This window comes from Enterobacter cloacae complex sp. FDA-CDC-AR_0132 (assembly GCF_003010695.1).
Lineage (GTDB): Bacteria > Pseudomonadota > Gammaproteobacteria > Enterobacterales > Enterobacteriaceae > Enterobacter > Enterobacter ludwigii.
This window is the reverse complement of sequence record NZ_CP027618.1, coordinates 4300464-4314416: the sequence shown is the minus strand read 5'-3', so window position 1 is coordinate 4314416 and position 13953 is coordinate 4300464. Positions and strand designations below refer to the sequence as shown.

Here is a 13953-nt window from a genome sequence, read left to right as displayed (position 1 = left end):
TTTCATATTCGATGTAATGAGCGCTCATGCCTGTTGTTTAAATGTATGTCTGGGATTATCACCCCGTAAGATTGGCTTTGAGTTGTTTCTTCAGCGGTAGCGAGGCAAAACATGCGTCAATAGCATTGATATTGCAAACCAGAAATTCTTCTGTGTCCCATCCAAAAACATGATGTAATAGTTGATATTCTTTATCCAGTGAGGTGTTGGCAACGGTTCTGGCATCAGTATTAATGCTTAATGAAATGCCTTCACGAAAAAGCGCATTAACAGGGTGCTCTTCAATGGAAGGATAAATATTACAGACAATGTTACAACCCGGGCAAATCTCCAGATGGATATGCTCTTCAAGCAACCGATCTAGTGTCGCTCTGTCAGCAATGCTTCTGACGCCATGTCCGATGCGAGAAACTTTCAGTTTATTAAGCGTTTCATTTACGCTGACGAAATCCTTAGCCTCTCCTGCATGTGCGATACAGTTGCCTCCATGCTGGCGTACATAATTAAACGCCTCAACATGGTTATCCAGCGGGTAGCGGGCTTCATCAGCTGCAAGGTCAAGCGCGACAACCCCATAATGCAGGTATTTTGTCACCAGTCTTGCCGTCTCAAGGCTCTGTTCTGCCGTAAAATGACGCAGTGTACATAATATTAAATTGGCTTTGATATCAAAAATATGGCTATTTATCTGCATGGCATCCAGGACGGTTTCAATGACCTCTTCAGCCGTAAGATATTGATTAAGATGTAAGAGTGGCGCAAAGCGTAACTCAGCATAAATTACCCCATCAGCATGGAGTTGATCAAACATGTCTTCGACGGCCTGACGTAATGCAGTGTGGGTTTGTAATAAGCTCAGCTGCGGAGAAATTCTTCTTAAAAAATCTCCCAGGTCAGTACATTGACTCGGTGCGATAAAATTCGACTGAAATACTTTAAGATTCAGTGCAGGCATCAGCATTTTTGCGCAATGATAGCTAATACAAGTATCCAAATGAACGTGAAGCTCAATTTTCGGAATCCTTCGGGAATTAAAATACATCTAAAGTTCCTCTATACATCATTGCGGAGTCTGCGAGTAACGAGAATAATTTCTCTTTGAACATACCACTTTTTATTTTAAGTATAATTCTGGCATTAGGTGCTTTCCCTGTAAGGTTTGTCGCATCGATAACATAATGTCCATACGATGACTCACATTTGTACTCCACCCAGGAATAACGGGAAAACGCCTCCTCAACAATATCAGGAAAAAGCGCTACTGCCATGGTGGTGGGGTCTGGCAAATCAAAACCCTTGCGTACCGTTCGGCCTGCATTAAACTCCATCAAGGATTTGTTGCATCTTACGGCGAACTGACCCAAGGGGCTCAGTTGATTGAGGTATGCTATATCATCTTCATTAATGAAAGCTTCTCCCATGCCTATTTCCCACCCAACGACTGTCATAGGGAGCCCTGATTGCATCACTATATTTGCGGCTTCCGCATCAACAAAAAAATTGAACTCAGCCAGAGGCGTGATATTTCCCGAAGTAAGGCCGGCACCGCCCATGATATAAACATGTTTAATTTTTTTCGCAAGCGTTGGTTCCTTCAGTACTGCCATTGCCAGATTAGTCAGAGGTCCCAGGGTAACGATCTCAAGTTCACCTTTGAATTTTTCTGCATAAAGAAGAATCGCATCTACCGCATGAAGTGATTCCGACTTTAGGGTGGTGGGGGGATTTTCCATATTACCCATACCATCTTTGCCATGAATATGCTGAGAAGTGAAGTGGGTTTTAAAAAGCGGCTTTGTCATTCCGGAAAATACAGGAGGAGCATATGTTCCGGCTTTTTCAATACTCACTAATGCGTTTTGAACACACTGTTCGATCTCACAGTTACCAACGACTACTGTGATTGCTTCAACCCTAACGGTACGCTCTCTGAGTGCCATCACAATAGCGACTGCGTCATCAGAAGCGGTATCAGTATCAATAAGTAATTTTCTCATAGTATTTCTCTCAGTAAGGAAGCTTGTCACGAGATAAGATGACGAACAATGCATCCAAAAAAAAGGACATCTATCTCTTTTTAGTGGACATGCCAGTCGGTCTCGCTTCAATAACGATTAGTATTCTGAGCGCTAACTTCGCTAAGATATTTGTGAAAAAATCGCGCGCCATAGTTTTTATATATGGTTAGTGCTTTTATAAAATAAAAAACTTGTGATTAAAAAAGGCTTCATATAAATGAACCATCTTCCGATGGCGTTGAAAGCGGCTGTGGTAGAATGTGGTGCGAAGGTTATTTGCAGATTACTCTGGCTTTAATAATTCACTGTCTTTCACTATAATCGTTTTATTCTTGAGTTCTATGATTTGATTTTCTTGTAACTCTGCTAAAACTCGATTGAGATGTCTCACCGAAATGGAAAGAAATGAGGCGACCAATTCTCTTCGCTCAAGCCTGATAACGGAACCATGTTTATTATATTCATTCATGAGGTAATTTGACACTCTCTGTAATGAACTTAAACACATAGTGGTTTTTAATTGAGAAGAGATGAATAATTTATTTGCAAGTTGTTTGCAAAGAAAACGAAGAAAAACTGGCTCATTTAATCCAATAGTATTTATATAGTTAAGTGAAAAATAAACTATCGTTGACGTCTTAAGGATCTTTACTGTACTCAGATTTCTGCTGGTGCTATCATGTTGGAAAATTTCAATGGCACCAATCACAGAGAGAGGTTCTTCTATACAAAAAGTAATATCTTTACCATCTTTAGATAAATGCTCTATTTGTACCTTACCTTTAATTAAACAGTAAACTCCCGATGGGGAATCTCCTTGGTGGAGTAAAATCTCTCCCTTATTAAAAATCAGTAATTTAGCTCTGCTGAGTATGTCATCTGGTAAAATGAATTTAAGTTTAGAGTTCAGAATGTCAGAATGTGATAAATCTATTTGTAATGATTTCATAAAGGTGACTCAACGCTTTGTTTGTGAATTATTATAGATTGCGCATGAAATAATCTCAAGTCATATGCCTGTCATCCCCAGGTTAACCTGTCAGCGATGATATTTCTGGCGCATCTATACCATTTTCTCAAATCGTCATCAACTCTTATAATAAAACTCCTTTCGAAAAAAGGACATGCGTCCTTTTTTTTCGATAAAGCGTTTTTTATACTCCAGGTAAATGGTCTGAGAGTTATTTTATTTGGGGCGGTTTTATGCATTCAGCAACCACTATCGTTACTTTTAGCGGCAAGAAAATTGATTTTCTTAATCTCAGTATAAATGATATAGATATAATTGATATCGCTAAGGGCTTGTCAAATGAATGCCGTTTTGGTGGGCAATGCGAAAGTTTCTATTCAGTGGCTCAGCATTCCGTTCTGGTAAGTTATTTAACGCCAGTGCATTTGGCTCTGGAAGGGCTTCTTCATGATGCCACCGAGGCTTACATAAAAGATTTCCCTTCTCCTTTAAAAAAATGTATGCCGCAGTATATAAACCTTGAGAAAGAAATTGAGTCATTGATCAGAGTGAAATTTAATATTTCCTCCTGTAAAGCCTCAGAAGTTAAGCATGCTGATCGGATCATGCTCGCTACTGAAGCGAGGAATCTGGGTATGGAAAAGGTATTAGACTATCCTTCCCTGCGAGATATATCACCATCGGTTATAATTAAAGTCGTTCCGATGCTACCGAAAGCTGCATTTAGTGCATTTCTTGAGAGATTCGCCGAATTAATAGAGCGTTAAGATGTTAGTCTGCGAATTCACATATAATCACGTGAATTTTTGCTGCGAGGGAGATTGACTTCACCATTAAAAATCTGAAGAAGAGATTTTTGATGTTGTTTTTTTATCTTCATCTGTTCAACGACTATTGATTCTTTTTCACTTTATAAGGGCATTACCTGAACACGGAGCACGCGGATGGCGTTAAGAGAGATGTAACGTATTATATTGGGCGCTACAACGTTTGCTTTTGAGAATAGAAGTCCGCTCTCCCTGTGGCGTTCAACTCATCGTCACAGGAAGATTGGCGTGTTTATCGTGCTCTCTAAATACCAGAATCATTTCTGGCGGGGGAGCGACCAGAAAGAGCAGTAGTACCCTACAGATGCTATAAGGCAGAGCATATACCCGAATGATTCGCTGCCTTCCTCCACGACATTTTTGACCACCCTGACGTAGCTTTGATCAAGTATCGCGTACCACAATCCGTGCATTCCAAACAGCCGGGAGAAGACCAGGACTGCCAGCAGACCACTGAGCATCACGCCGTACCACGGGGTACGGGTATAGCCTGCCAGTTGCGTAAGGGTAAGACGATAATGGATAACGGGATAAAGCAAAGCACAAACGGCGGAAAGCAGTGCAAACCATACCCAGCTTCCGTGAGCCAGAAGATCGAAAAATGCATCCAGTTCTCGAATCAGCATGGAGAGGAAAAAGCCGCCAATCAGGATGTTGCAATAGCGCATGAATGCCCATTTCTTCGCCAGCAGGAAGTGTATAAATACGATGCCCCCTAAAACTGATTCCTGCACAATTTCGGTCAGCGATATCTCCGGTATATCCAGGTTAAATAAATAGATATCCGCCCACAGGCAAAGCACGGGCACAGTGCAGGCTGCTGACGCGAAAAGAAAGAAGAAAAAGCTTTTGAGCACAGACATTAACACCACCACTTTCATTCAAAACACCTATGATAAGTGGCTTCGAACGAAAATCTATTTCACTTTGTGCGCTATAGGCATGAATTTTAAGCATTTTGAGCTACTTAGCGAGGGCGCATTACCTTTCCACCTCAGACTTCAGCCTTGCACCAGAAATCCAGGTGGTAAGTCGCCTGAGCGATGTAACCCCATGCCACACGAGTTCAGCCTCTGGTTGAGCAGTCACGCGCATACGATGACCCATCGTCAGACGGGTATCCACCCTCAAAAGGGGAAGTATGCTTTAGCTAAACAGGGCGTGAATACGCTGCTCCAGCGCCTTAATTTCCATAGCCATTCAGCCGTCCGGGTGTTTAAGTGGTTATAATAAAAAATAAAAACTTTGCTTAAAAAATTTTTCTGTGCCTAAATAGCGTCATCGGTTTGGAATACAGACCTTATTAAAGCAGTTTAGTAAAGCAGTCCTCAGTTCAGGTGTTATCAATAGATACTCTTCTTCGTGAGCCTCCTCCTAAGTGCCAAATAAGTTACTCTCTAAATACAGGCCATCATCGCCGCGCTTAGTGGCTCAAAAAATAAGGAATTATCTATGTCTAATAAAATGACTGGTTTAGTAAAATGGTTTAACTCTGATAAAGGTTTTGGCTTTATCACTCCTGACGACGGCAGCAAAGATGTATTCGTACATTTCTCTGCTATTCAGAGCGACAGCTACAAATCTCTTGATGAAGGCCAGAAAGTGTCCTTCACCATTGAAAATGGCGCTAAAGGCCCAGCAGCGGGTAACGTTTCTCCGCTGTAAGTCGCGCACATTGTCGGTGAGCCTTACGATAGCGATGAAGACGCGCGTCTGAGCAGTTAAGCTTCACCGATAATAAAAAAACCCGCCGAGTGCGGGTTTTTTTATTGCTTCAGGATGGTGATAGGCTGTCTATTATTCCGTTTGACCGGCCTGTTTTCAAAAAAGCTTAACCTTCACCCGGAGGTGGGGTGCGGTCCCGAAGGCTGTGTTCCTGTGATAAACGCCAGAAATCATGTCCTGCCGGATACTGATATAAGCGGAGCGAGAACTGACCGGCGACAGCGGTGATGTATTCAAATATCGCTGACTGAGTATTCTCATACTCCATCCACAGTACGGAAGAGGTAAAGCAATAAATTTCCAGGGGAATACCCGACGGCGTAGGCTTCAGCGTTCTCACCACAATATACATATCTTTGATAATATCAGGCCGATCGGCGAGCCAGGCCATCAGGTAGTGCCGAAAGAGCGTTAAATTTGTCAGGCCATTATCCATAAACCAACTGTCCGGTACGCCCATGGGATCACGTCCGTCGATGAGTTTTGCCAGCGGTTCATTCGTGCCGCGCAGGGCCAGCATCGGGGCCAGCGTTTCCTGCGTGAGAAATGTAACGGAGTGCTGATCGATTGTGGTGCTGCGCATAATCCGGCGTGCGCCTGACGAAAACATGGCCTGCCAGTTGGTATACGTTTCGGTCAGAAAGTTTTTGGTCGGGATACGCGAGATCGTGTTATCCCAGTTACGGATAGTAATGGTGTGCAGCGCAATGTCGGTCACTTCGCCACTCAGGTTTTTATCGGGCATTTCAATCCAGTCCCCCAACTGCAGGACGTCATTTGACGAAAGCTGGATATTGGCAACGAGCGAAAGCAGGGTATGCTGAAAGACTAACATCAGCACGGCCGCCACGGCCCCGAGGCTGGAAATAATAATCGCGGGGGATTTATTCGACATGACGGCAAGGATCATGATCGCGGCGATGACGTGAATAAATATTTTCCCTATCTGGATATAGCCTTTGATAGAGTGATTTTTGCGCTTCGTCTTGCGTAAATATGAGCTGTTGACAATATCCAGCATCTCATTGAAGAAAACCGACAGAAAAATAAAGAATAAAATCCCACAAATGGTATTTATTGCCGTCACCAGCGATGCAGGCATATTGGGCATAAACTGCAGGACGTAATAAACGATAATAACCGGAATGAAATTCGACAGCTTTTCGGCTATGCGACGATCTTTTTCCAGCGGGACATCCTGTTTATGGCTGGCAAAGAAGACCTTACGGACGATTTTTATGAGCAGGAATTTGCACATCAGGTGCGCAAAGAAACCTGAGATGACCAACAGAATAAGATTAAATCCAATGGCCAGAGCCGGATTGCTTTCTATAAATGTTAATAAATAATCCAAGTACACCATCGCTTATCGCCTGAATAAGTATGCCAGTTTGTATTAACCTTATTCAAAAGATAAATACAAAGATTTAACCAAATCATATAATGGCATATCCGGTACAGACAAGTCCACGACCTGAATCCTAAGTCGCACAGACCTATTTTGTTTCGGTCGGTAACTTTATTTCCAGAACCGTTCCAGGCAATAAAAGCAGACGATGTCCACCTTCAGCATTTGGATCGCTAAAACATATATCCTCTCCCTGTTCGGTACCGAAGCAGGGAGAGGGGCGTTACATTCTCTGCAGAAGTGGAAGAGGGTGGCACGCCGCGTCGCGCTTAGTCGTGGATTTTTACACCCAGACACCCGCGAACAAACTCAGGGTTAAAGTGTTTAACCGCATCGCCAACATAGCCTAAGTCGAGCGAACTGATTTGTGCCATTTCGGCATCGCTCAGGGAGAAGTCCCAGATAGCCAGGTTCTCTTCAATCCGGTTCTGGTGCGTGGATTTAGGAATGACGGTAACGCCACGTTGCACATTCCAGCGCAGAATGATCTGAGCGATGGTTTTTTGATGCGCTTCGGCAATCCCCTCGAGCATTTCATTTTCGTACGGTTTGTGCCTTCCGCCGCCAAGTGGTGCCCAGGCTTCTGGCTGAACGTTGTAATATTTCATGGTCTCAAGCGCGTCAGATTGCGCAAAGTAAGGGTGTAATTCCACCTGATTTACCATGGGCTTAATTCTGACCGTTTCACAGAAATTGGTGAGCACGTGGGCGTAGAAATTAGACACGCCAATCGCTTTTAGCTTTCCGGCATCATACGCATCTTCCAAAGCCCGCCACGCGCTGAAATAATCGCGCATTGCCTGATGCAATAAGTAGAGATCGAAATAGTCTAATCCCGATTTTTTTAACGATGCCTCAATACCGGCTTTGGCGGTCTCGTAGCTTGCCATGTCCTGCACCCACAGCTTAGAGGTAATAAATAACTCCTCGCGGGTACACAGACCTTCAGCGATGGCTTCACGAACGGCATCGCCCACGGCGTCTTCATTGCCGTACACTGCTGCGGTATCAATGAGGCGATAGCCTGTACGAATGGCGCTCAGCACTGACTGTTTACATTCTTCTTTATCGGTGACCTGAAAAACACCAAAACCCGCCATCGGCATTCTGAGGTTGTTGCTTAATACTGTATATTCCACTGAAGAGTCCCTCCACCCTGTTTAGACACCATTCAAAAGTATAAACAGAACCACGACGAACCCGTGGTAATCGTCTTTATTCTTTCAAATCGCTGAATACGCTGGTCTACACCCTGTCGGGAATAAACCAGAATGACATCTGATTACTGAACCGTATAACCGCCATCAATTGCCAGAGCCTGTCCGGTGACGAAACTGGCATCGGAACTGCACAACCATAAGACGGCGCGCGCGATCTCTTCGGGCTCGCCCAGGCGACCAATTGGCTGCAGTTTCATGAGCTCGGCCATTGCGTCAGGCTCGCTGTTCAGCATATTTTCGACCATTGGCGTGCGGATAATGCCGGGACAAACGGCGTTGATTTGTATTCCACGTGCGGCATATTCCAGCGCTGCGCTTTTGGTCAGCCCGAGGACGCCATGCTTTGTCGCATGATAAACGCCGCGCCCGGCAATGCCGACCAGCCCGCCCAGAGACGAACAGTTAACGATAGCGCCACTTTTCTGACGGCGCATTTGTTGCAGCTCATATTTCATGCAGTTCCAGATACCCCGCAGGTTAATCGCGTTGACGCGATCAAACTCTTCGCCGCTGGCATCTGCGGTTTCTGCAATGGGGCTCTGAATACCGGCGTTGTTATAGGCGGCGTCGAGCTGACCAAACGCCTGTACTGCGTTCTCAATCATGCGTCTGACCTGCTCTTCGTCAGTCACGTCGCAGACGACGGGTTTCACGGTATACCCTTCAGCCAGTAGCGCATCCGCTTCGCGAGATAACGCATCCTCGCGAATATCCGCCATCACCACCGTTGCGCCAGATTCGCAAAATGCCCTGACGGTCGCGAGCCCCATACCGGAAGCCGCGCCGGTGACCAGCGCCACCTTGCCACTAAAATCATACTTAACCATTTGATACCTCTTACCGTGGAATCACGTGCAATGAAGACGTCTCACGTTGTGTAAAAGTATTCTGCGGGAAATGTGATGTTGTTAAAACTGACTAAATCAAAATGCAGTAATGAGGAATTTTCATAAATTAGATAGACTGCTTCTCGTACAGCGCAGGCGGCCGTCATTTATAATGAACGCCATACCGCCAAAACGCTTTTCGTCTGAAGAGACAGTGTATTGGGATGAATCAGCCACCCATTTTTTCCGGATATCAGAGGCCCAGATTGGCACGAGAAAATCTTAATGACTTAATGGCTTTTATTGCCGTTGCGCGCGAAAAAAGCTTCACCAAAGCTGCGGCCCAATTAGGCGTGTCGCAGTCAGCCCTGAGCCATACTATGCGTACCCTCGAATCTCGTCTGGGGATGAAACTGCTGACTCGCACCACGCGCAGTATTGCGTTAACCGATATTGGTCAGTCCATGCTGGATGACCTGGGGCCTTACATCGATGGTATTCAGGGTCGTTTGCAGTCCCTGAAAGATCTCAACAGCAAACCCGCGGGTACGGTGCGCATATCAACGTCAGATTATGCTATCGGGTCTGTTATCTGGCCGAAGCTGGAACCGCTGCTTAAAGAATATCCTGACATTAGTCTGGAGCTGATTGATGACTATGCCTTGACGGATATTGTTTCCGGGCGGTTTGATGCAGGAACCCGTCTGGGGGAACAGATCTCCAACGGCATGATTTCCGTGCGTATTGGCCCGGATGTCCGTTTTGCCGTGGTCGGCTCACCTGATTATTTTTCCCGCAATCCTCAGCCGCAGCACCCTAACGATCTGATTGATTACAACTGCATCAACCTGCGGTTTCCTACGCATGGCAATTTATACGTCTGGGAATTTGAAAAAGAGGGTAAAAGCCTGAACGTGAAAGTCACTGGCCAGCTGGTCTTTAGCCGGATCTATCAGTGCCTTCAGGCTGCAGTGGAAGGGTACGGCCTGGCGCATGTTCCGCGTGATATCGCAGAAAAGCATATTGCCCGTGGGGAGCTTATTAGCGTGCTCGACGACTGGTGCCCCTACTGGGATGGCTATTATATTTACTATCCCGAGAACCGAAATCTATCGAAAGCATTCCAGCTGGTGGTCGACGCGCTACGCCATTACAAACATCCCTGAAGAGAGACGTTTGTCAGCAACGCAAAGCCAGGCCCCTCATCCGGTGCCTGGCGTTTACAGTTGCGTGGCTAAATGTCAGGCATTATCCCTGCCGGCAAACACCTCTTTAAAGACCGGCATCGCCGAGAAAACATTGGGCCAGCCCGCCACAAAGGCCAGTTGCGTCAGGACTTCGGACGCCTGGGGCCGGGTTAAACCATTGTCCATGGCGCGGTTGAGATGGTAAGGAACCTGGGCCACCTGGCCGGCAGTGACCAACGCGCTGACCGTGATCAGACTTCTGTCCCGTGGCGCCAGTCCGGGCCTGAGCCACAGGTTCTGGAATAGCGCGTCGGTCGTGTATTTCACTACGCCCGGCGAGACCTTGCCAAAGTTTGATTCAACCAGCGTGGCACGCTTGTTTTCCGACTCTTCATCCAGCGGCAGGAAATCCACCTTTCCGCCGGGCAAGGAAGCAGTATCGATATGGCGTTGCGCAAACAGCTGACGCGTGATCAGCGCCGCAGAGGTGGCGTTCGGCCAGCCGGCGTAAAAAGCCAGGTGGGTGATTGTTTCTGAGATTTCCGCAGGTTTTACGCCACTGTCCAGCGCCACGTTGAGGTAGTGGGGAAGTTCCGCCGTATCATTGCGGCTGATCAGCGCTGCAACCGTCACCAGGCTTCGATCGCGTCGCGACAGTTCCGGGCGATTCCAGAGATCTTTTTCAATAAACTGTTCTGAATAGGCAGCCATTGCTGGCGCGACCTGGGCTACAGCGTCCCGTGAGTCTTCCGGTTTCATTGTCGAACTCCTGTTTTGAGTAGTCTGGGAGACACATCCGTTAATCAATAAGAGTGAAACGATAAGCAGGGCGGTTCTGTTCAGCATTAATGCCCTCCCGCCTGCAGGTACTGCGCATCGCTGACTTTTTCAAGCCAGTTCACGTTTTGCCCCTGCTCATTCGATTCCTGAATGGCCATATGCACCATCGTGGTTTTATCCGTTGCGCCGTGCCAGTGTTTAATCCCTGGCGGGCATTGAATGACATCCCCGGCGTGCACGGTTTTTCGCTCCTGCCCCCACTCCTGCACCCAGCCCGTCCCGGACGTGACCACCAGTGTCTGCCCAAGCGGATGGGTATGCCAGTCGGAACGTGCGCCGGGCACGAAGGTGACATACGCAGCGCCTGCTCTTTGCGGGGCGACAGGTGAGAAGAGGGGGTCAATGTAAGCACGTCCGGTAAAGTGGTCAGCGGGTTCGGCAATCGTCGCGCGACTGCCCGTTTCAGACACGGTCATTTGAGCTGAAGGGGTGGTTTCGCTGTGTGCGGACATACCTGCAAATACCAATAGTGATGCTGCTACAGAGGTGAAACGGATCATCATACTCTCCTGTTGTGAATGAAACGGCAAACCCGGTACCGGGAAAAAGAGAAGGGGATAAATGTGTTGTGATGAGATTTGCCGGCTGTGCCGGAAATACATATTCGGGCGGCTACTTATCCGTCAGTAGCTCAAATCGGGCAGTATATTCAGCAGGTGATACGGGCAAGGCATCCGGTTCGTCTAATTGCCCCAGCGTAATTAATCCCGACGCATATCCGTGTGCTTGATAGAAAATCGCCAGATTTCCCCACGGGGCATATAGCGTGATATCACCCTTAGCGGCCGCGGTACCCGCAGGTGCGCCGGCCGTGGACAGGCGGCGAGGAAGATCGCCAATTTTCTCTTCCCCGGCATAATCTTTCAGCTGCAGCGTAAGGGGCAACAGTGCGATAAAGTCACGACTGGTTTGGCTGCTATTCAACGTTGCGGTCAGCGTCTTGTCGTTGAGTATAATTTTTATCTTCATCGGGTTTTCCTGTATGAGTTCGTTGCGCCAGCCGGCATTCGTCTGCAGTCATTGGCAACTATTCTTAACAGAAATAAACCGCGTGTTAATAGGCGTTATCAGAATAGAAAAATGAATAAATTTCATTAATCCGGTCCGGGAAGCAAAATGTTTGTTATCGGCAGATACAGGCCTCAGGGTCTGGCAACGTGGCGTAACCAGTGCCCAACGCCTTCAGCAGCAGCGTCAATTGCGCCGGCCAGATAACCCGAAAATTGCGGTGACCATTCGCTGGCAATCCCGGTTAATTTATCAGCCCATTCTTCCTGCGCCGGAACCTGTTGAGGCTGTGCGTGCCCGACGTCCTGCTGCAGGTCAAATTCTGTCGTCGTAAACGGATCGGCGGCCCAGTCTTTTATCCACTCGGCTTCAGGCTCTGCTGCGTCTTCTCCGAAGAGTCGCACCAGTTGCTCCCGGCACAGTCGCTTGAGTTCGGCCTCGCTCACCGTCCATCGCGATTTTGCCGGTACGCCAATAAAACCAAAGATAGCCGTTTTGCCGGTATCGGGCTCTGACACATCGTGTATTTCAACCATAGGACCCACACGGCTGCTTACGTCGCCGGAGAGATGCTGTGCCTGCAAAAAGTCGGTCTGGTACAGGGCGACATATTTTGCGTGAGGCGCCATCCAGGTTGGCGTTTTACGCCACTGTGAAAGTACCCGCTCCGGCAATGCCGGCTCGAACGTCATTTTTGCTGCCAGCGCGGGAGGCAGGGCGAGGAAAACGTGTTCACCGGAGAAAAGTGAGCCTTCGCCCGTTTCGGACTGCGTCGCGACCTGCATACCCTCGCCGAGACGGGAAATGGAAACCACCTGATGGTCTGACTTAATCTTCTGCGCCGGGATCTGGCGTGTTAATGCGCTCGTCAGCGCCTGCATTCCACCCTGAAGCCTGAACGACTCCGGTGATGTCACATAGGCAGGATAACGTTGCGCAGGGGACGTCGTCTGGCGTTCATAAAGCATATCCCCCGGTCGCCCCTGAGGGAGAGGCGTTAATCCAAGTTGATGAACCAGGTGTGCGAAGTCAGGCTGAATTTCCGGCCAGAACCAGGTCGCGCCCATGTCCACATGAACCCCATCAGGCGTGTTTGCTAACGCCTGACCTGAAAGCACGCGACCGCCGGTTCTTTTCCTCGCTTCCAGTATCACGTAATCCACTCCCGCTTTTTCAAGCAGTGTGCCCGCATACAGGCCGCTGACACCCGCACCAATGATAATAACGCTGCCTTTCATGGTATCGCTCCGGTCAGTGTGGTCGGGCTGAGATGTCCCGTTTTAAGATAAAAAAGTGCCCCAGAGGCGGCGGCCGTCAGCGCCGGCAAATCGCCTTCAGGAAATCTGAGCCAGCTTCCTTTCAGGTAACGACCTTCCGGTGCGCTGATTTCCCCTTCGAGAAGCAGGAGCTCGGCTCCTCCGGCGAGCGGAGCGCAGAAGAGTCGTTCACCCGGTGCGATCCTCTGAAGCTGGGTGGTTTCCGCTACGCTTGCGAACAGGGGACAAATGAGTCTGTGCGGCTGGCCGTGCCAGCGACTCGCCTCGTTGGTATTGATCCTGACCGGTTCCTGTTCTTCTAAGGCGAACTGGCGCAGCTTAACGAAAAGGGTGGTGCCGTCACGACTGGACGGTCGATGCGACGAGCCGTCCGGGCTGCGCAGATACCAGCCAGCCGGATAATCGGTTCCGTTTTCCGTAAAGGTACCGCTCAGCACCAGGATCTCTTCTCCGCCGGGGTGGGTGTGCTCAGGAAAAACAGAATCAGGGGCATACCTGACAAGGCTGGTTGCGCGGGCCTGCTCGCGGCCAATGCGATCAAGCATGACGCGATCCACACCGGGTTGCGGGGAGGGCACCCAGCGGTAGTCATCAGGAGTAATGATGGCTCGCTGTGAAAAATCAGAATTCAGTAACATCATAGTCA

15 protein-coding genes are annotated in these 13953 nt (G+C 48.1%); 3 read left to right on the top strand and 12 right to left on the bottom strand.

The window, feature by feature from the left end:
• Window positions 1-58: 58 nt before the first annotated feature.
• From add to AM379_RS20865, 3 genes are all read right to left on the bottom strand, one after another.
• On the bottom strand, window positions 59-1042 hold the full coding sequence (gene add / locus AM379_RS20875; protein WP_106504182.1) for an adenosine deaminase: 984 nt from the start codon (window positions 1040-1042) through the stop codon (window positions 59-61).
• Window positions 1032-1997, bottom strand: a complete 966-nt coding sequence (locus AM379_RS20870; protein WP_106504181.1) for a nucleoside hydrolase — start codon at window positions 1995-1997, stop codon at window positions 1032-1034. Before AM379_RS20870 ends, add begins: the two co-directional genes overlap by 11 nt.
• 304 nt (window positions 1998-2301) lie before the next feature.
• Window positions 2302-2967 carry a Crp/Fnr family transcriptional regulator gene (locus AM379_RS20865; RefSeq protein ID WP_052955247.1) on the bottom strand — a complete coding sequence of 222 codons (666 nt, stop codon included), beginning with the start codon at window positions 2965-2967 and terminating at the stop codon, window positions 2302-2304.
• 254 nt (window positions 2968-3221) lie between these two features.
• Here AM379_RS20865 and AM379_RS20860 point away from each other — a divergent pair, with 254 nt between their 5' ends.
• Window positions 3222-3755 (top strand): hypothetical protein, encoded by a 534-nt coding sequence (locus AM379_RS20860; protein WP_106504180.1) that lies wholly within the window; start codon window positions 3222-3224, stop codon window positions 3753-3755.
• Between the two features lie 317 nt (window positions 3756-4072).
• On the opposite strand, the gene AM379_RS20855 is transcribed toward AM379_RS20860, so the two are convergent.
• Window positions 4073-4678 carry a transporter gene (locus AM379_RS20855; RefSeq protein WP_106504179.1) on the bottom strand — a complete coding sequence of 202 codons (606 nt, stop codon included), beginning with the start codon at window positions 4676-4678 and terminating at the stop codon, window positions 4073-4075.
• Window positions 4679-5267: 589 nt separating this feature from the next.
• On the opposite strand from AM379_RS20855, the gene cspE reads away from it, so the two are divergent.
• A complete protein-coding gene (gene cspE / locus AM379_RS20845; RefSeq protein WP_014170400.1) occupies window positions 5268-5480 on the top strand; it encodes a transcription antiterminator/RNA stability regulator CspE in 213 nt (70 codons plus the stop codon).
• 166 nt (window positions 5481-5646) lie between these two features.
• Here cspE and AM379_RS24665 read toward each other — a convergent pair whose 3' ends face one another.
• The 3 genes from AM379_RS24665 to AM379_RS20830 form a co-directional block, all read right to left on the bottom strand.
• A complete protein-coding gene (locus tag AM379_RS24665; protein ID WP_020882422.1) occupies window positions 5647-6903 on the bottom strand; it encodes a mechanosensitive ion channel family protein in 1257 nt (418 codons plus the stop codon).
• A 314-nt stretch (window positions 6904-7217) separates the two neighbouring features.
• On the bottom strand, window positions 7218-8087 hold the full coding sequence (locus AM379_RS20835) for an aldo/keto reductase (RefSeq protein WP_106504177.1): 870 nt from the start codon (window positions 8085-8087) through the stop codon (window positions 7218-7220).
• A gap of 143 nt (window positions 8088-8230) precedes the next feature.
• Entirely contained in the window at window positions 8231-8995 is a 765-nt protein-coding gene (locus AM379_RS20830; RefSeq protein ID WP_014170397.1) for an SDR family NAD(P)-dependent oxidoreductase, read from the bottom strand.
• A gap of 266 nt (window positions 8996-9261) precedes the next feature.
• Here AM379_RS20830 and AM379_RS20825 point away from each other — a divergent pair, with 266 nt between their 5' ends.
• Window positions 9262-10161 carry a LysR family transcriptional regulator gene (locus AM379_RS20825; RefSeq protein WP_014170396.1) on the top strand — a complete coding sequence of 300 codons (900 nt, stop codon included), beginning with the start codon at window positions 9262-9264 and terminating at the stop codon, window positions 10159-10161.
• A gap of 75 nt (window positions 10162-10236) precedes the next feature.
• Here AM379_RS20825 and AM379_RS20820 read toward each other — a convergent pair whose 3' ends face one another.
• The 5 genes from AM379_RS20820 to AM379_RS20800 form a co-directional block, all read right to left on the bottom strand.
• Window positions 10237-11028, bottom strand: coding sequence for a carboxymuconolactone decarboxylase family protein (locus tag AM379_RS20820; RefSeq protein ID WP_080463575.1), 792 nt, complete (start codon window positions 11026-11028; stop codon window positions 10237-10239).
• Window positions 11028-11525, bottom strand: coding sequence for a (R)-mandelonitrile lyase (locus tag AM379_RS20815; RefSeq protein ID WP_229216809.1), 498 nt, complete (start codon window positions 11523-11525; stop codon window positions 11028-11030). Before AM379_RS20815 ends, AM379_RS20820 begins: the two co-directional genes overlap by 1 nt.
• 109 nt (window positions 11526-11634) lie before the next feature.
• Complete coding sequence (locus AM379_RS20810; RefSeq protein ID WP_106504176.1) at window positions 11635-11991, bottom strand: cyclophilin-like fold protein; 357 nt, start codon at window positions 11989-11991, stop codon at window positions 11635-11637.
• Between the two features lie 173 nt (window positions 11992-12164).
• A complete protein-coding gene (locus tag AM379_RS20805) occupies window positions 12165-13268 on the bottom strand; it encodes a flavin monoamine oxidase family protein (protein ID WP_063214340.1) in 1104 nt (367 codons plus the stop codon).
• Window positions 13265-13948: a cupin domain-containing protein gene (locus tag AM379_RS20800; RefSeq protein ID WP_080463576.1), complete on the bottom strand. Its 684-nt coding sequence runs from the start codon at window positions 13946-13948 to the stop codon at window positions 13265-13267. The genes AM379_RS20805 and AM379_RS20800 overlap by 4 nt, the downstream gene beginning before the upstream one ends.
• Window positions 13949-13953: the final 5 nt, after the last annotated feature.